General features: G+C 73.1%; 13 protein-coding genes. 5 read left to right on the top strand and 8 right to left on the bottom strand.

Going from position 1 to position 16,481, the window contains the following annotated elements:
* Positions 1 to 28: 28 nt before the first annotated feature.
* The 3 genes from SMD11_RS32265 to SMD11_RS32255 all read left to right on the top strand — a co-directional run bounded on the left by SMD11_RS32265 (position 29) and on the right by SMD11_RS32255 (position 1,575).
* On the top strand, positions 29 to 727 hold the full coding sequence (locus SMD11_RS32265; RefSeq protein ID WP_087929803.1) for a DJ-1/PfpI family protein: 699 nt from the start codon (positions 29 to 31) through the stop codon (positions 725 to 727).
* A 111-nt stretch (positions 728 to 838) separates the two neighbouring features.
* Positions 839 to 1,306: a hypothetical protein gene (locus SMD11_RS32260; protein ID WP_087929802.1), complete on the top strand. Its 468-nt coding sequence runs from the start codon at positions 839 to 841 to the stop codon at positions 1,304 to 1,306.
* Positions 1,303 to 1,575: a DUF3817 domain-containing protein gene (locus SMD11_RS32255; protein WP_234366272.1), complete on the top strand. Its 273-nt coding sequence runs from the start codon at positions 1,303 to 1,305 to the stop codon at positions 1,573 to 1,575. The genes SMD11_RS32260 and SMD11_RS32255 overlap by 4 nt, the downstream gene beginning before the upstream one ends.
* A gap of 5 nt (positions 1,576 to 1,580) precedes the next feature.
* Here the strand turns inward: SMD11_RS32255 and SMD11_RS32250 are convergent, their stop codons facing one another.
* The 7 genes from SMD11_RS32250 to SMD11_RS32225 all read right to left on the bottom strand — a co-directional run bounded on the left by SMD11_RS32250 (position 1,581) and on the right by SMD11_RS32225 (position 12,169).
* Complete coding sequence (locus SMD11_RS32250) at positions 1,581 to 2,015, bottom strand: Immediate-early protein 2 (protein WP_087929800.1); 435 nt, start codon at positions 2,013 to 2,015, stop codon at positions 1,581 to 1,583.
* 82 nt (positions 2,016 to 2,097) lie between these two features.
* Entirely contained in the window at positions 2,098 to 2,805 is a 708-nt protein-coding gene (locus tag SMD11_RS32245; RefSeq protein WP_087929799.1) for a thioesterase II family protein, read from the bottom strand.
* A complete protein-coding gene (locus tag SMD11_RS36680) occupies positions 2,802 to 3,017 on the bottom strand; it encodes a phosphopantetheine-binding protein (protein ID WP_234366271.1) in 216 nt (71 codons plus the stop codon). Before SMD11_RS36680 ends, SMD11_RS32245 begins: the two co-directional genes overlap by 4 nt.
* The gene (locus tag SMD11_RS32240; protein ID WP_234366270.1) at positions 3,014 to 4,570 is read right to left on the bottom strand and encodes an amino acid adenylation domain-containing protein; all 1,557 of its coding nucleotides are present in this window, start codon (positions 4,568 to 4,570) and stop codon (positions 3,014 to 3,016) included. Before SMD11_RS32240 ends, SMD11_RS36680 begins: the two co-directional genes overlap by 4 nt.
* A gap of 26 nt (positions 4,571 to 4,596) precedes the next feature.
* Positions 4,597 to 5,769, bottom strand: coding sequence for an FAD-dependent monooxygenase (locus tag SMD11_RS32235; RefSeq protein ID WP_087929798.1), 1,173 nt, complete (start codon positions 5,767 to 5,769; stop codon positions 4,597 to 4,599).
* Positions 5,766 to 11,423 (bottom strand): non-ribosomal peptide synthetase, encoded by a 5,658-nt coding sequence (locus tag SMD11_RS32230; protein WP_087929797.1) that lies wholly within the window; start codon positions 11,421 to 11,423, stop codon positions 5,766 to 5,768. The genes SMD11_RS32235 and SMD11_RS32230 overlap by 4 nt, the downstream gene beginning before the upstream one ends.
* A gap of 269 nt (positions 11,424 to 11,692) precedes the next feature.
* The gene (locus SMD11_RS32225; protein WP_087929796.1) at positions 11,693 to 12,169 is read right to left on the bottom strand and encodes a VOC family protein; all 477 of its coding nucleotides are present in this window, start codon (positions 12,167 to 12,169) and stop codon (positions 11,693 to 11,695) included.
* Positions 12,170 to 12,338: 169 nt separating this feature from the next.
* Here SMD11_RS32225 and SMD11_RS32220 point away from each other — a divergent pair, with 169 nt between their 5' ends.
* On the top strand, positions 12,339 to 13,130 hold the full coding sequence (locus tag SMD11_RS32220) for a phosphotransferase (RefSeq protein ID WP_087929795.1): 792 nt from the start codon (positions 12,339 to 12,341) through the stop codon (positions 13,128 to 13,130).
* A 176-nt stretch (positions 13,131 to 13,306) separates the two neighbouring features.
* On the top strand, positions 13,307 to 13,810 hold the full coding sequence (locus tag SMD11_RS32215; RefSeq protein WP_087929794.1) for an RICIN domain-containing protein: 504 nt from the start codon (positions 13,307 to 13,309) through the stop codon (positions 13,808 to 13,810).
* Between the two features lie 111 nt (positions 13,811 to 13,921).
* Here the strand turns inward: SMD11_RS32215 and SMD11_RS32210 are convergent, their stop codons facing one another.
* On the bottom strand, positions 13,922 to 16,318 hold the full coding sequence (locus SMD11_RS32210; RefSeq protein ID WP_087929793.1) for an Orn/Lys/Arg decarboxylase N-terminal domain-containing protein: 2,397 nt from the start codon (positions 16,316 to 16,318) through the stop codon (positions 13,922 to 13,924).
* Positions 16,319 to 16,481: the final 163 nt, after the last annotated feature.

The following is a 16,481-nucleotide window of genomic DNA, read 5'->3' as shown; positions in this document are numbered from 1 at the left end:
GGGCCCCGCCCCACCGGAAGGACCGGCCATGCACGCCCAGATCGTCCTGTTCGACGGCTTCGACCCGCTCGACGTCATCGCGCCCTACGAGGTGCTGTACGCGGGCGGCATCGCCTCCGGCGGAGCGGTGAGCGTCGAGCTGGTCTCCGCCGAGGGGCCGCGCGAGGTCGTCAGCGGCACCGGCGGTCTGACGCTGCGCGCCACCGCCGCCCTCGACCCCGGACGCGCGGGCCTGGTCCTCCTGCCCGGCGCCGCGGGCCGCATGGGGGAGCTGGACTCCCCCGGTGAGGCCCCCGGCGAGGACGCGGAGTCCGGGGCGGGGCAGCGGGAGGACACCATTCCCGCGCTCCTGGGCCGTGCCCTGGACACCGGGCTGCCCGCGCTGATGAAGACCGCGCTGGAGAATCCGGCCGTGACCGTCGGCACGGTGTGCGGCGGCTCGCTCGTCCTGGCCATGGCCGGTCTGCTGGAGGGCCGGCACGCCACCAGCCACCACCGGGGCCTGGAGATGCTCGGGAGCACCGGCGCCCACGCGGTCCGCGCCCGCGTCGTCGACGACGGCGACCTCGTCAGCGGCGCCGGCGTGACGTCCGGTCTCGACCTGGGCCTGTACCTGCTGGAGCGCGAGGTGGGCCCCCGGATCGCCCACGCCGTCGAGGAGCTGTTCGCGCACGAGCGGCGCGGCACCGTCTGGCACGCCCGGGGCCCGGTGCCCGCGGGCTTCTGACCACGCGTCCCCGGCCCCGTCACGTAAGGAAGCACAGCAGCATGCCCGTCGAAGGCACCCGGTACCCGTCCGCCCCACCCCCGCCGGTACGAGCGCCGCGGAGTGCCGGCCGTGACGAAACTCTTCCTCTCCCTGCACGTCCTGGCGGCGGTCCTGGCCATCGGCCCGGTCACCGTCGCGGCGAGCATGTTCCCCCGGTCCCTGCGCCGCGCCCACGGCGACCCGGGCGGCGCCGGGCCGTTGGCGACGCTGCGGCTGCTGCACCGGGTCTGCCGCGGCTACGCGGCCGTCGGTATCACCGTTCCCGTCCTCGGGTTCGCCACGGCCGGCAGCCTCGGGGTCCTCGGCGACGGATGGGTCATCGTCTCGATCGTCCTGACCGCGCTGGCGGCCGCCGTCCTGGCGCTGTTCCTCCTGCCCGCCCAAGAAAGTGCGCTGGCCGCCGCGGAGGCTCCCGGTTCCGGCCCGGGAGCCGTGTCGGCCGGCCGTCTGGCCATGCTCGCCGGCGTCTTCAACCTGCTGTGGGCCACGGTCACCGTCCTGATGGTGGTCCGCCCCGGCTCCACGACGGGAGCGTGACCGTGAACCTCCGCCCCCTGCGCGTCGCCGCGCACGTCGAGCTCGCCTCACTGGTCGTCATGCTCGCCAACCTCGCCACCGCCCATCTCGCGCCCGTCTCCTCCCTGATGGGCCCGACGCACGGCTGCGCCTATCTGTTCGTCGTGGTCGCGACCTGGCGGGTGCGGGAGGCCCCTGCCACGGCCAGGGCCGCGGCCGTCCTCCCGGGCATCGGCGGTCTCCTCGCCGCGCGCCGGCTGGGCACGCCCCGCGCCGCCGCACCGCTCTGAGCGCCTCACCCCTCCAGCAGCCGTCTCACCACGCGGGTGAACAGCAGCGTGCCGCACCGGTCCACCACCGGCGCGAGCAGGCGGGGCTGGCCCTTGAGGCGCAGTTCCTCCCGCCAGACGACGTACGCGCCGGTCCCCCGCGCCCCCACCTCCAGCTCGGCCCAGCCCATGACGGCCGGGCCCCGCTTCTCCAGCCGGCACCGTCCCGGTCCGGTATCGGAGGGCGGGCGCCAGGCGACGACTTCCATGATGTCGTCGACGGCCACCGGGCCCACGGCGGTCCGGGCCACGAACCGCGCGCCGGCACCGTGCGCGGACGGGGTGGTCACGACGGTGCGGGTGAACGGCACGTGGTCGGCGTGGCGCTCCCAGTCCGTCAGGCGGCGCCAGGCCTCGCCGGCCGGCAGGCCCGTACGGTGCCGGACCAGGATGGGTGACATGCCCGCATCGTAACCACGAGCACCGGGGCTCCTCCCCCTGCGCGGGTCGCAAGGGGAGGAGCCCCGGTGGCGGTACGGCCGGTCAGCCCGCGGCCCGCGCGAACGCCGCGTCCAGCTCGGCCAGCAACGGCCGCGGGTCATGGGCGAAGTACATGTGGTCGCCGGGCAGCTCGATCACCTCGGTGGACGACGAGCCGGCCTTCGACCACAGCGCCAGGTCCTCCTTCGACACCAGCCGGTCCCCGGCCCCGCGCAGTGCGGTGATCGGGACCGGCAGCGGGCCGGTGGCACCGGGCGTGTAACGGTCGCTGATGCCCAGGTCGGCCCGGAGCGACGGCAGCAGCAGTCCGCGCAGCTCGGGTTCGTGGAGCGCGGGGTGGTCGTAGCCCACGACCTCGCGGACCCGCGCCACGAACGGTTCGTCGGCCAGGGCCTCCCCGCCGACGACCGGCCTGGGCAGCCAGGGCGCGGCCACGCCGCTCACGACCAGCCGCTCGGGCACCCGTGCGCCCTCGGCGACCAGGCGGTGCGCCGTCTCATGGGCGACGAGCGCGCCGAAGCTGTGGCCGAACAGCGCGAGCGGCATGTCCTCGGGGACCTCCCGCGCGCGGTCGGCGCACCGGTCCACGACCTCGGTCAGCGAGGTCAGGGCGTCCTCCGCGAACAGCTCCTCGCGGCCGGGGAGCTGGACGGGCACCACCTCGATCCGTTCGAGGGGGTGACGCTGCCATTTGCGGAACAGACTCGCGCCGGCCCCGGCGTGCGGGACGCACAGAAGCGCCACTTTCATGAAGTCCTGCCTTTGATCAGCCCGGCCATGTCCGAGAGGGTGGAGTGGAGGTAGAGGTCGCGCAGGGACACCTCCGCCAGGCCCGTCTCCCGCAGTTCCGTGGCGAGACGGGCGAGCAGCAGGGAGTTCCCGGCCAGTTCGAAGAAGTTGTCCTGCGGACCGACGGGTTCCGCCAGCAGGCGTTCCCAGATCTCGATCAGCCGTGCGGTCACCGGGTCCTCCGCCGCCCCGGCCCGGCCCGTGTCCGGGCCGGCGGGGCGGTGGCCTCGCGCAGGCGCGGGGCCGGCAGCCGGTCGGTGTCGACCTTGCCGTTGGGGGTGAGCGGGAACGCGTCGACCGCCGTGATCGTGGCGGGCACCAGATAGGCGGGGAGGCGACGGGCCAGCGCGTCCCGGAGCCCGGTCACGACGTCGGGCCGTGCGGTCACCACGTAGGCGTCCACGCGGGCGTCCGCCGGATCGGCGGTGGGCCGCACCACCGCCGCCGCGGCCCGCACGTGCGGGAGCTCGGCCAGCGCGGCGCGGATCTCCCCGAGTTCGATCCGGTGGCCACGGATCTTGACCTGGTCGTCGAGCCGGCCGAGGTGCTCCAGCTCGCCGTCGTCCCGCCACCGGCCGCGGTCCCCGGTGCGGTACAGCCGTCCGCCGCCACCGGTGAGGTGGTCGGGGACGAACCGCAGCGAGGTCAGGTCGGGCCGGTTCAGGTAGCCGTCGGCCACCCCGGCCCCGCCGACGTGGATCTCCCCCGGCTCCCCGGGGGCGGCCTCGCGGCCGTGCTCGTCCAGGACGTACAACTCCCAGCCGGGCAGCGCGCGGCCGACCGAGCGGACGCCCTCGCGGGCGTCGCGCGGGGTGAGGGTGCGCCGGGTGCAGTGCACGGTCGTCTCGGTGATGCCGTACATGTTCTCCACCCGCGTGTGCGGATAGCGCTCGAACCAGGGGATCAGCGTGCGGGTGTCCAGCGGTTCGCCGCCGAAGACCAGCAGCCGCACGCCGAGCCCTCCGGCAGCGAATCCGGGCGCGCGCAACAGGGGGGTGAACGCCGAGGGCGTCTGGTTCAGCACCGTCACCCGCTCGGCGGCCAGCAGGGCGTGGAACGCCCGCGGATCACGTGCGGTCCAGTGCGGCACCACCACCAGCCGGCCGCCCGTGAGCAGGCAGCCCCAGATCTCCCACACCGAGAAGTCGAAGGCGAAGGAGTGGAAGAACGTCCACACGTCCTCCTCGCCGAAGCCGAACTCCGCGGTCGTGGCCGCGAGCAGTGCGGCCACGTTCCGGTGCGGCACCGGCACGCCCTTGGGCCGGCCGGTCGACCCCGAGGTGTGGATCACGTACGCGATCGCGTCCGGCTCCGGCAGGGGCAGGGGGCCGGCGGGGGCGGCGGGAACGGCGGTCACCGGCAGCGTGGTGAGGCCGGGGAAGGGCGCCTCGGCGACCGCCACTCTCAGCCCGGTGTCCTCGGCGACGAACGCCAGTCGCTCCGGCGGGTAGCCGGGGTCGAGCGGCACGTACGCGGCGCCCGCCCGCAGCACCGCCAGCAGCGCGACGACCAGATCGACGCCGCGCTCCAGGCACACGCCGACCCGGTCCCCCGGGCGGACCCCGCGCTCGCGCAGCGCGCCGGCCAGGCGGGCCGAGCCGAGGTCCAGCTCGGCGTAGGTGAGCGTACGGTCGCCGCAGGTCACGGCGGGCCGGTCCGGGGTGCGCCGCGCCTGCCGGGCGAAGAGGCCCGGAACGGTGGCGTCGGTAGCTGTCCCCGTGGACACGTCCGGCCCTGTGCGGTGTGCGCCGCTCATGGCGTGGCCGGGACGGGTGTGAAGGTGAGCATGGCGGTGTCCCGTGCCAGCAGCGACCGGCGCGAGGCGCACCTCAGCTGAAGGTCGCGGAGGGTGCGGCGCACCGGGTTCTCCAGGTGCTGGGCGTCGCTGGCCGCGCGGGAGGCCGCCACCAGCTCCCGGGTCCGCTCCCGGCGCAGGTCCTCGTACCGGCGCAGGCCCTGCGCGGGGTCGGCGGCCGTGGTCAGGCACCGGGCCAGCACGACGGCGTCCTCCATGGCCACCGCGGCGCCCTGGCCGAGGCTGGTCAGCATGGGGTGCGCGGCGTCGCCCAGCAGCGTCACCGGTCCCCGGCCCCAGTGCTCCAGGAAGGGCCGGTCCTGGGCGGGCACGGCGAGGATGTCCTCCTCCGGGGTGACCCGGATGACTTCCCGCACCTCCTCGGCCCAGCCGGCGTAGGTGCGCAGGATCTCCCCCTTGCCGCCGCGCCAGTGGTGCGAGGCCTCGGGGGGCATGTTCCGGGTGCCCCACCAGTACGCCCGGCCGTGGCCGATGTCGATCAGTCCGAAGCGCTGGCCGCTGCCCCAGTAGTGGCCCACGTAGCCGGTGGTGAAGCGGGGGTGCCGGAAGGGGACGATGCCCAGCCAGCACACGTAGCCGCCGTCGCGGGCGTCGTCGAGTCCGGCCAGCTGCCGCCGGACGGCGGAGTGGAAGCCGTCGGCGCCGATCAGCACGTCGCCGCGTGCCACGCGCCCGTCCTCGAAGGTGACCTCGACGCCGTCGCCGGAGCGGGTGAAGCCGGTGGCCACGGCGCCGAGTTCGACGGGGCAGTCCCCGGCCTCGGCGAGCAGCGCCCGCTGGAGGTCGGGGCGGCTGACGCAGAAGCTGGGGGCGCCCGCGTCGCGGCAGGCGTCGGGGAACGGCAGCGTGCGGATCAGCCGGCCCCGGCCGGTCCTGATCTGGAACCGCTGGATCTGCCGGCCGTGCTTCTCCAGGTGCAGGTCGATGCCCAGGTCGGCCAGGGCGGTGACGGCGTTGGACATCACCGAGAGCGCCGAGCCGGTGGCGCGCAGCTCGCCGGCGCGCTCGTACACCTCCACGTCGACGCCGACCTTGCGCAGGGCGATGGCGGCGGCCAGGCCGCCGATGCCCGCGCCGACGACGATCGCCTTGAGCGGACCCCGGGTCATCGGGCACCGCCGGACGCCTCGTCGACCATCCGCATGATCTTCTCGGCCATCACCGGCACGTACGGTTCCTCCATGATCAGCAGATGGTCCCCGGGCACCTCGACCACGGTCAGTTCGCCGGTCGTACGGTCGCCCCAGCCGTTGCGGGGGTCGCGGTGCAGGGTGCCCGCGGTGGTGTGCATGTCCAGCAGGACCTGGGGCAGCGGCTGCGTGGCGCGCATGAGCGTGAAGTCCAGGTCGAACCGCTTGCCGCTGTAGTCCAGGGCGGACTGCCAGTTCGCCGCGTACACCTTGAACAGCCGGCGCACGATCGCCGCCGAGCTGCCGGGCGGCAGTACGCCGAGGTCCACGCCGCGCTGCGCGATGAACTCGAACTTCTCGGACAGGTCGTCCAGATGGCGCGGGATGTGCGCCTCCGGCGACTCGCCGCCGAGCTCCAGGAACAGCAGCTCCCAGAAGAACCAGGTCAGCAGGGCGTCGTCGTCGATGCTGGTGATCTTGCCGGGCTCCAGCGCGACCGTGTCCAGCAGGAACACATTGGCCGTCCGCTCGCCCACCTGGTGGAGCTGCCGGGCCATCTCCAGCGCGACGAAGCCGCCGAAGGACCACCCGCCCAGGGTGTACGGGCCGTGCGGCTGCACGGCGCGGATCGCCTTCAGGTAGCTGGTCGCCAGCTCCTCCACCGAGCGGAGCGGCTCGCTGCCCAGTTCGGTGCCGGGCGCCTGGAGCCCGTAGAACGGCTGGTCGGCGGGGAGGTGCTTGGCCAGCTGGGCGAAGCAGAGCACGTTGCCGCCCGCCGGGTGGACGAAGAACAGCGGCGGCCGGGTGCCCTCGGCGCGGAACGGCACCAGCGGGTCGAAGGTGGAGAGCGCCTCGCCGGAGCGCAGCAGCTCGGCCAGGCCGCTGACCGTGGGCGTGGTGACGAACCGCGACATGGGGATGTCCACCCCGTACCGCTGCTTGATCAGGACGACCAGGCGCATCGCGGTCAGCGAGGTGCCGCCCAGGTCGAAGAAGTCGCCGTGCACGCCCACGGCGGGCAGGTGGAGCAGCTCGGCGAGGATCTCGGCGAGCGTCCGCTCGTACTCGTCGCGGGGCGCGGCCGACTCGTCGGGCGCGTCGGTGTGCAGCGGGAGGCGGCGCAGCGCGGCGTCGTCGCGCTTGCCGCTCGGGGTGAGCGGCAGGTCCGGCACCCACTGGAGGTGCGAGGGGACCATGTGCTCGGGCAGCGTGCGGCGCAGGCCGGCGCGTATCTTCTCCAGGTCGGCCGCCGCGGTGCCGGTGGCGTCCGCGACGAGGAAGGCGGCGAGGAAGGAGTCCGTGCCCTCCCGGTGGCGCGCGACCACCGCGGCTTCGCGGATGCCGGGGAAGAGGTCCGGCCGGCCGGTGATCGCGAGTTCCACCTCGGCGGGTTCCACGCGGAAGCCGCGGACCTTGAGCTGGGTGTCCGCCCGGCCGAGGAAGAGGATGTCACCGCCGGGCAGCACGCGCCCGAGGTCGCCGGTGCGGTAGAGGCGGCCCTGCCCGGTGAACGGGTGCGGCACGAACCGCTCGGCGGTCTGTTCCGGGCCGCCGAGGTAGCCGTCGGCCAGGCACGCGCCGTCCAGGTAGATCTCGCCCCGGACGCCCACGGGTGCCGGTCGCAGCCGCTCGTCCAGCACGTGCACGGCGCAGCCGGCGATCGGCGAGCCGATGGGCGGCAGTGCCGGGAAGGCGCTCGCCGGCCCGGTCATGGTGAAGCGGGTGACGACGTGCGACTCGGTCGGGCCGTACTGGTTCTCCAGGACCACGCCGGGCAGTGCCGCGCAGAGGCGGCGGATCTCCTCGGTGACCCGCAGCTGCTCGCCGGAGGAGACCACGACCCGCAGGTGGGCGGGTGTCCGGCCGAGCGCGTTGGAGGTCTCGGCGAGTTGCTGGAGCGCGACGTAGGGCAGGAAGACCCGCTCCACACGGGCGGTGTCCAGCAGGTCGAGCAGGGCGCGGGCGTCCCGCCGCTGTGCCTCGGAGACGAGCTGGAGGACGCCGCCGGAGGTGAGGGTGGAGAAGATCTCCTGGAAGGAGACGTCGAAGCTCAGCGGGGCGAACTGCAAGGTCGTGCCGCCGGGCGCGGCACTGGGCGCGCCGTTCTGCCAGGCGATCAGGTTGGCCAGTGAGCGGTGCGGCATCCGCACGCCCTTGGGCACTCCGGTGGAGCCCGAGGTGAAGAGGACGTAGGCGATGTCCTGCGGCGAGACCGTCACCGGTGCCGGGTCGTGGCCGTGCGGGTGGTCCTCGCCGGTGACCGTCCCGACCGGCAGCAGGATGTCCGGGTCGCCGGCCAGGTGGGCGTGGCCGGGGTCGGTGACGACCCGGACGGGCCGGGCCTGCTCCAGCATCATGCGCAGCCGCTCCGCCGGGTAGGCGGTGTCCAGCGGGACGACGGCCGCGCCGGCCTTGGCGATGCCCAGGACGACCGCGATGAGCTCCGGCGAGCGGTCCAGCGCGACGGCCACCCGGTCGCCGGTCGTGGTCCCGGCGGCGCGCAGGTGTCCGGCCACCCGGTCGGCGGCCCGTGCCAGCTCCCGGTAGGTCCACCGGCCGCCGTCGAAGGCCACCGCGACCGCGTCGGGCGTGCGCGCGGCCTGCTCGGTGAAGAGGGTGACCACGTCCCGCGGTTCCCCGGTCACCGGGGTCAGGGCGGCCGGTTCCGGGGCCAGGAAGCCGAAGTCCACGGTCTCCCCGGGGCGTTCGGTCATCCGCCGCAGCACCTGGACGTAGGTGTCGGTGAACAGCTCCGCCTGTGCGGGGGTGAAGACGGCCCCGTCGAAGTCGGCGCGCAGCCGGATGCTCTCGTCGAGCGGGTCGACGTAGGCGTTGACCAGGATCTTGAAGTTGGTCTCCTCCCAGGTCCGGAAGTCCAGCAGCCGGACCTCGGGCAGGCTCAGCACCGCGGCCAGCTGGTGGAAGTGGACGTAGTTGAAGGCGGACTCCAGGACGAACTCGGCGCCCTCGTCGTTCTGGATGGCGCTCAGCGGGTAGCGCCGGTGGGGGTGGCTCTCCTGCTCCTGGGCGAAGAGGGCGCGGGCCGTCTCCAGCCACGTCAGGTACGAGAGGTCCGCCCGGACCGGCATGGTGTTCAGGAACAGGCCGGCGATGCGCTCTGCCCCGGGAAGTTCGGGCCGTCCGTGCGTGACCAGGCCGGTGACGAAGTCGCGGGTGGAGAAGCGCGAGCTCATCGTCAGGCAGTAGGCGGCGAAGAGGACCGACTTCAGGGGGAGTTCGTGCTCCTGGGCGAAGCGCCGGGCCGCCGCTTGCACGGCTCCGGGGAGCTCGGTGTCGTGGACCACGAGTTCCGTCGGGCCGGGGGCCTCCGCCAGGCGGAAGCCGTCCAGCTGGGGCAGCGTCACACCGCTCAGGGCCTGCCGCCAGTACGCCCGGCTGTCCGCCGAGTCCAGGGCGAGCAGCTCCTCGCGGACGTGGTCGGCCGGTGAGGGGAGGTCGCCGTCCGGGACCGCCGGGATGTCGGCGCCGATGCCGTGCGCGTAGTCCTGGAGCAGCTCGGTGATCAGGTTGGCCACGCTGCCTCCGTCCAGGAGGGCGTGGTGGAAGCTGAACACCAGCTCGACGGAGTCCGCGAGGACGTGGGCCCGGAAGAGGTGGAGGGGTGCCTGTGCGAACTCGTACCGGACGAAGCGCCGTTCCTCGATGTGCGCGCGGATCGCCGCGGCGGCCTCGTCACCGGGCAGCGCGCGCAGGTCCACGACGTCGAGGGCGTCCGGCACCTGGTGGTGGACGAGTTGCAGCGGCTGGGAGTAGGAGGCGAGGTCGAGCGAGGAGCACAGTACCGGGTGGCGCTCGACGAGCCCGGCGAAGGCCGTCCGGAACTCCTTCTCGTGCCAGGCCGTGCCGACGGAGTACTGGAACACGTCGTTGTAGACGGCCGAGTTCTCGTGCCGGCGGCTGTGGTAGAGCAGCCCGAGCTGCACCCGGGTCAGGGGGAAGGCGTCCGCGAGGGCCGTCAGCCGGCCCCGGTCCACCGCGGATACCAGTTCGAACGGGGTGACGGCGGTCGCCGTGTGCGTGCCTCCGGCGTCCAGGACCGCGCGGGTGGCCAGTTGCGCCACCGTGGGGCCCTTGATGAGGTCGGTGAGCGAGAAGTGGATGCCCCGCCGCTCGCCGCCGGCGCGGATGCGCAGCATGGTGATCGAGTCGCCGCCGAGGACGAAGTAGTTGTCGTGGATGCCGACCGAGGGCACCTCCAGCACGTCCGCCCAGATGGCGGCCAGTTCCGCCTCCAGCTCGGTGCGGGGACGGCCGTCACCGGACTCCGCCGGTACGGCGGCCGCCGGCCCGGCGCTCGCCGCCGGTACGGTCCGCGCGGCGGCGAGGCCGGGCGGCGGGCCGGCCGGGCTGTCCGGCTGGTCGGCGCTCTGCCGGAGCAGCTCCCGCACCGCCTCGACGAGCACGGCGACGGGCAGGTGCTCGTCGAAGACGTCCTCGGCGTACACGAGGTCGATCCGCAGCTCGCCGACGCCTTCGTAGGCGTGCAGGGTGACCGCCAGCGCGTTGGTCTCCAGCAGTTCCAGGAGCATGTCGGCCTTGACCGACAGGCCCGGCGCGCTCGGCGGCGCGGGGAAGCGCAGATTGCTGATCGTCACGTCGAACAGCTGCTCCGCGCCCGTCGTGGAGCGCTCGCGCAGGACGTCCGCGAGGGGGATCCGCTGGTGTTCCTGGAGGCCCCGGGTCGAGTCCCTTACCTGCTTGGCCAGTTCGGACATCGAGGGGTTGCCGTCGGTCCGGACGCGCAGCGGCAGCACGTTGGTGAACAGACCGTGCGCCCGGAGCTCCTCGTCCGAGTGGCGGTTCAGGAGCGGGACGCCGATGACGGCTTCGTCCGCCTCGTGCAGGGTCGCCAGGCAGATGCCGAAGGCCGCGACGACGGCGGAGAAGGGCGAGTTGCCGCCGGCCAGGATCCGGTCGACGGTCTCGCCCTCGACGGTGAAGGAGGTGCGCAGGCCGCGGCGCGGGGCGCCGGAGTCCTTCCTGGCGAACAGCCGGGGCTCGGCTCCGGACAGGGTGTCGAGCACGTACCGCCGGTCGCGCGCGTACGCCTCCGAGGCGCGGTAGCGGCTGTCGCCGTCGATGAAGTCCGTGAACGAGGGCGCGGCCGGGCCGGACGGGCGCTCCTCGCCCCGGGTCAGCTCCGCGTAGCGCAGCAGGACCTGCTTCCGGAACTCGTTGAGCGTCCAGCCGTCCGAGATCAGGTGGTGCATGACGATCTGGAAGTGCACCACGGTGTCGCTCGCCCGCAGCAGCGCCGCCCGGTAGAGCCGTCCGCCCAGGATCGGCAGGCGCCGTGACCTGCTGTCCTCGGCCCAGGCCAGGCAGGCCGCCTCCGGGTCGGCCTCGGCACGCAGGTCCAGCACCGCCAGCTGCGGGTCCTCGGGCTCCAGCCATTGGTAGGGCAGGCCGTCGGTGCTCCCGCAGCGGATGCGTAACGCGTCGTTGTGCGCCAGGACGTGCCGGACGGCGGCCGTCAGCAGGTCGAGGTCGAGGTCTCCGGAGAAGCGCTCCCGCAGCACGATCGAGTACTGCGGCGAGTGCGGCACGAGGGTGTCGGAGAACCAGATGTCGCGCTGATACGCGGTGAGCGGGAGTCGTGCGGGATCGGGCATATGAGCTCTTCCTCAGCTGTGTCGGATGAGGCGTGCGCCTCCTCGTGCGCACCGCCGGTGCCGGGGGTGCGGCCCGGACCGGTGGGGCTTCCCGCCGGTCTCGTCCATACCGCTCCGCCCGGCAGCGCTCCGCCCGCCGTAGCACCCGGCAAACGGATCTTCACGCCCACACAGGATGACAAAAAGGGCTCAGATGTTTCCCTAGTGATCGGGATGACATGGGCGCGCCGGCTCCCTGGGCGCCGGCGCACCGCCGCGTCGGGGTCTTCCTACGCTCCGTCGGCGGCCTCCCGCAGCGCGGCGAGGTCGATCTTCTTCTGGCCGAGCATGGCCCGCACGGCGCGGTCGGAGCGCTCCTTGTCGGGGTCACCGAGGATCGCGTCGGCCTGCGTGGGCCACACCTGCCAGCACAACCCGAACCTGTCCTTGAGCCAGCCGCACTGGATCTCCTGGCCGCCGTCCGCGGTGAGTTTCTCCCAGTAGTGGTCCACCTCCTGCTGGCCGTCACAGTTGATCAGGAACGAGACCGCCTCGTTGAACGTGAACTCGGGGCCGCCGTCGATGGCGGTGTATTTCTGGCCGTCGAGCTCGAAGTCCACGGTCATCACCGTGCCGGGCTCCCGGGGGCCCGCCTCCCCGTAGTACATGATGTTGTTGATCTTCGAGTTCGGGAACACCGAGCAGTAGAACTCGGCCGCCTCCTTGCTCTGGGTGTCGAACCAGAGATTCGGGGTGATCTTGGGCATCGCCGTCTCCTGACGTGGCCGGGGCATCGTCCTCCCCACCAGTACGGACCGCGAGGCTCCGCGGGCACCGCCGACACGCCGACGTGGGCCCGCACGGCCCTCGGCCCCCGCCCCTCCCGGGTCTCGTAATCCAGGTGATCGCGAAGGGCCGGTCGATCAGACTGTCACCGTGCGACACGATGAAGAACAGCCGCTGTCCGGCGGGAACGTCAGCGAGGGGGTCGTCCGCGTCGGCGACACCGTCCGCCGCCCGGCGGGGCCGTGGACCCCGGCGGTGCACGCGCTGCTCACCCACCTCCACGACGTGGGCTTCCGGGCGGCTCCCCGCCCCCTCGGGATCGACGAGCGGGGCCGGGAGGTACTGACCTTCCTGCCGGGCGACGTGGTCCGGCCCGACCGGTTCGCCCTACTGGAGCCCTCGCGACGGCTGGCCCGGGTCGCGCGGCTGATCAGGGACTTCCACGACGCCGTGGCAGGGTTCACGCCACCGGCCGGCGCCCGGTGGCAGGCGCTCGTCCCCGCCGAGGGGGACGACATCATCGCCCACCACGACCTGGCGCCGTGGAACCTCGTGGCGGGCGGGCCGGGCGGAGGCGACGGGTGGGCCTTCATCGACTGGGACGCCGCGGGCCCCGGTTCCCGGCTGTGGGACGTCGCCTACGCCGTGCACGGTTTCGTCCCGCTGTCCGCGGACCCCGCCTGGCGGCGCGCCGACGCGGCGTACCGCCTGCGGGTCTTCGCCGACGCCTACAGGCTCGACGAGACCGAACGGCGCCGTCTGGTACCCCTGCTGGGGCGGCGGACGCGTTCCATGCACGACTTCCTGCGCGACCGGTCCGCCCGGGGCGACCAGCCCTGGGCCAGGCTCTGGGCCGAAGGCCACGGCGACATCTGGCGGCGTGACAGCGAGTACGTCGAGCGGCGCGAGGAGGAGTGGGAGCGCGCGCTGCTCGACGGGTGAGTCCGGCCCGTCGGCGACCGGCGTCTTCCGCCCACGGAGCGGGCAGGACCGCCGGGTTGCGGTACGAAGAAGTGAAATGCCCGATTCCGGTGGGCAAAGCGGGATCCGCGATCTATGATCATGATCAACTCCGGCGGTCGCGCCGCAGTGACGCATGATGATCGAAGCGAGACGACATGAAGATCACCTCGAAGGTCGCGGCCCTCGCCGCCGCGGGTGCCGCCCTGGTCCTGATGGCGCCGGACGCGCGCGCGGCCTCCTCGAACTTCCTTGTGAACGAGGGCAGCAACCAGTGCCTGACCATCGAGAACGCTTCCCCTGACAACGGCGCCCGCGCCGTGCAGGGCCCGTGTGTGACCTCGAGATCCGAGTGGAAGTTCGTCAAGGCCGACGAGTACAACTACCGGATCGTCAACGTCGAGAGCGGCAAGTGCCTGGAGATCGCCGACTCCCGTAAGGACAACGGCGCGCCCGCCCAGCAGTGGACCTGCGTCGACGGCGTCGACACCCAGCTGTGGGACCTCTGGTTCAGCGACGGCTCCGGCTTCGTCACCAACAAGAACAGCGACAAGAACCTGGAGATCGAGAACTCCGGCGCGAAGGTCGGCGCGAAGGCCCAGCAGTGGGCGTACGCGGGGGCGGCCGGTCAGCGCTGGCGGCCCGTCATGGCCTCCGAGTGACTTCCGGGTGAGCCGTGCCTCCCGGCCCCGCGCCCCTGCCCCGATTCGCTTCGGGGCAGGGGCGCTCGCACGAGCGGGAGGCCCTCGGCCGGTACGGCCGGGCAGGCGGCGTCAGCCCGTCGTCGACGCCGTACCGGCCGTACCAGGCGCCGGCTCGGCCTCGCTCTCGCCCGCCGCGCTCGCGGTCTGCTGGGCCGGGATCCGGCGTACGCACTCGATGAGGTAGTCACCGCTTTCCGGATCGACCGTGACGCCGTGCGTCTCGCTGCGGAAACCCGGGAAGTGCCGGTCGAAGGTCTCCAGGGCGCCCAGGTAGCGCAGCAGCGGGCCGTCCGGGGTACCGGTGTTCTCGCCGGGCATCAGGACGGGGATGCCGGGCGGGGTGACGGTGACCATGGCGGCCGCCACCCGCCCGGAGGCGTCGGCCAGCCGCACCCGCTCGGTGCCGCCGCGGATGAGGCGCTGATAGCAGTGCTGCGGCGGGGTGACGGGCTCGGGCAGATCCTGGAAGGCCGTGTCGAGCAGCTCGACCAGGCGCGCCTCGCGCAGGTGGTCGTGCATCTCCTGGCACAGCTCGCGCAGGGTCCGGCCGGTGTAGCGCTGGGGGTGTGCGGCGACCAGCTCGGGCAGCAGGTTCTCCAGCGGGGCGTCCTGGTCGTAGAGCGCCTTGAAGTCCATCAAGGCGTCCATCAGGGTTCCCCACTTGCCCTTGGTGATACCCATGGAGAAGAGGATGAGCGTGGTGTAGCTGTCCGTCTTCTCCACCACGATGTTCCTGGTGGCCAGATACGCGGTGAGCACGCGGGCCGGGATGCCCCAGTCGGCCATGTTCCCCGTGGCGTCGATGCCGGGACAGGTCAGGGTGACCTTGACGGGGTCGAGGAGGCAGTAGCCCTCGGCGAGGCCGGGGAAGCCGTGCCAGTCGGCGCCGGGCTCCAGCTGCCAGCAGGAGGGTTCGGTGCGCAGCAGTTCGGCGGGGGCGTCGGCGAAGGGCAGCCGGGTGCCGGTGGCCGGGTCGGTCACCGTCTCGGGCTGCCAGACGCCGAAGAACCAGCCGGGCCGGTCCCCCGCCGCCGCCATACGCCGGCCGATGCGGACGACCGTCTGCCGGAAGCGGACGGCCTCGGCCAGCGCCTCGTCGATCAGCCAGTGGCCCTGCGGGCCGTCCATCATCGCGGTGGCCACGTCCAGGGAGGCGATCATCGGATACAGCGGCGACGTGGTGCCGTGCATCATGAACGCCTCGTTGAACCGGTCGTGTTCCACCGGTGCCCGGGGCGCGGGCTTGACGTGCACCATGGCGCTCTGCGACAGGGCGGCCAGCAGCTTGTGGGTGGACTGGGTGGAGAAGACCGTCGGACGCTCCGGGCCCGGGAAGGTGTCGGGGCCCACCGCCATGCCGTACCGCCCGGCGTAGAGGGGGTGGAACCGGGCGTACGCGAACCATGCCTCGTCGAAGTGGAGCCGGGGCGTGCTGGGCGCGAACGCCCGGGCGACCTGGAGGGCGTCGTAACACAGGCCGTCGTAGGTGGAGTTGGTGAGCACGGCGTACTGGGCGTCGGGGGAGACCGCGCCCTGGGTCAGCGGGTTACGGGCGATGCGGGCGGCGACGGCGTCCGCGGCGATCTCGGCGGGCGGCAGGGGGCCCGCCAGTCCGTAGCCGTTGCGGGTGGGGACGAGATAGACCGGCCGGGCACCGGAGAGGACGAGGCCGTGCAGGACGGACTTGTGGCAGTTCCGGTCCACCAGCGCGATCTCGTCGCGGGTGACGCTGAAATGACCGACCATGCGGTCGCAGGTCGAGTCGCCGTGCAGGACGAAGTAGGTGCGGTCGGCACCGAAGACGCGGGCGGCGTTGCGCTCCGCCTCCCCGACGGGGCCGGAGTGCTCGAAGAGGGAGCCGAGCTCCTCGACGGAGATCGACAGGTCGCTGCGCAGCAGCCGCTCCCCGAAGTAGTCGTGGAAGGCCCGGCCGACCGGCGACTTGAGGAAGGCGACGCCGCCGGAGTGGGCGGGGGTGTGCCAGGAGTACTCATGGGCGTCGTCGAAACGCCGCAGCGCCTTGAAGAACGGCGGCAGCACGCCCTCCTGGTAGCCGTGGGCGGCGCTCGCGATCCGTCCGGCGATGAAGGGCGCGGTGTCCTCCATCGGCCAGACGTAGCCGACGACGGTCTCCGCCACCCACAGCGGCAGGTGCTCGAAGTCCTCCCCGGCCGTGACCAGGAAGACCGGCAGGTTCTGGAACCGCCGCCCGACCTGGCGGAGCACGGCGGGCCCGCCCGCCTCGCCACCTGTCTTGCCGTCCTCGGGCAGGGTCCAGTCCACCACGGCGGCGGCCAGACCGGCCTCGGTGCGCAGCACCGCACGGGCGTCCTCGCCCGTGGAGACCCAGCGCACCTCGAAGCCGTCGGCTTCCAGTTCCTTGTGGATCCTGCGCAGTTGCTCGGCGCCGGTACCCCCGCTTCCCGGGAGGTCGCGTACCGCGAACAGGACGGTTCCGTCTGTCATCGTGCCCCTCTGCGCATCTCGGCGTACGGTCGGCCGGCCCGCACCTCGCGTGCGGCACCGGAGTGACAAACGGATGACCTTCGGGACCGATTACCCGGCTGGGCCGAAACCACCCTGACGGGGGAATTCCGCGCGGCGGGGGGCTGTTGCCGTGACGCGCCGG

Source organism: Streptomyces albireticuli, assembly GCF_002192455.1.
Lineage (GTDB): Bacteria > Actinomycetota > Actinomycetes > Streptomycetales > Streptomycetaceae > Streptomyces > Streptomyces albireticuli_B.
This window is presented reverse-complemented; position numbering and strand designations above follow the sequence as displayed.

Coding starts and splice junctions, on each gene's coding strand:
- SMD11_RS32265 (WP_087929803.1), top strand. CDS start 29: ATGCACGCCCAGATCGTCCTGTTCGACGGCTTCGACCCGCTCGACGTC.
- SMD11_RS32250 (WP_087929800.1), bottom strand. CDS start 2,015: ATGTCACCCATCCTGGTCCGGCACCGTACGGGCCTGCCGGCCGGCGAG.
- SMD11_RS32245 (WP_087929799.1), bottom strand. CDS start 2,805: ATGAAAGTGGCGCTTCTGTGCGTCCCGCACGCCGGGGCCGGCGCGAGT.
- SMD11_RS32235 (WP_087929798.1), bottom strand. CDS start 5,769: ATGACCCGGGGTCCGCTCAAGGCGATCGTCGTCGGCGCGGGCATCGGC.
- SMD11_RS32230 (WP_087929797.1), bottom strand. CDS start 11,423: ATGCCCGATCCCGCACGACTCCCGCTCACCGCGTATCAGCGCGACATC.
- SMD11_RS32225 (WP_087929796.1), bottom strand. CDS start 12,169: ATGCCCAAGATCACCCCGAATCTCTGGTTCGACACCCAGAGCAAGGAG.
- SMD11_RS32215 (WP_087929794.1), top strand. CDS start 13,307: ATGAAGATCACCTCGAAGGTCGCGGCCCTCGCCGCCGCGGGTGCCGCC.
- SMD11_RS32210 (WP_087929793.1), bottom strand. CDS start 16,318: ATGACAGACGGAACCGTCCTGTTCGCGGTACGCGACCTCCCGGGAAGC.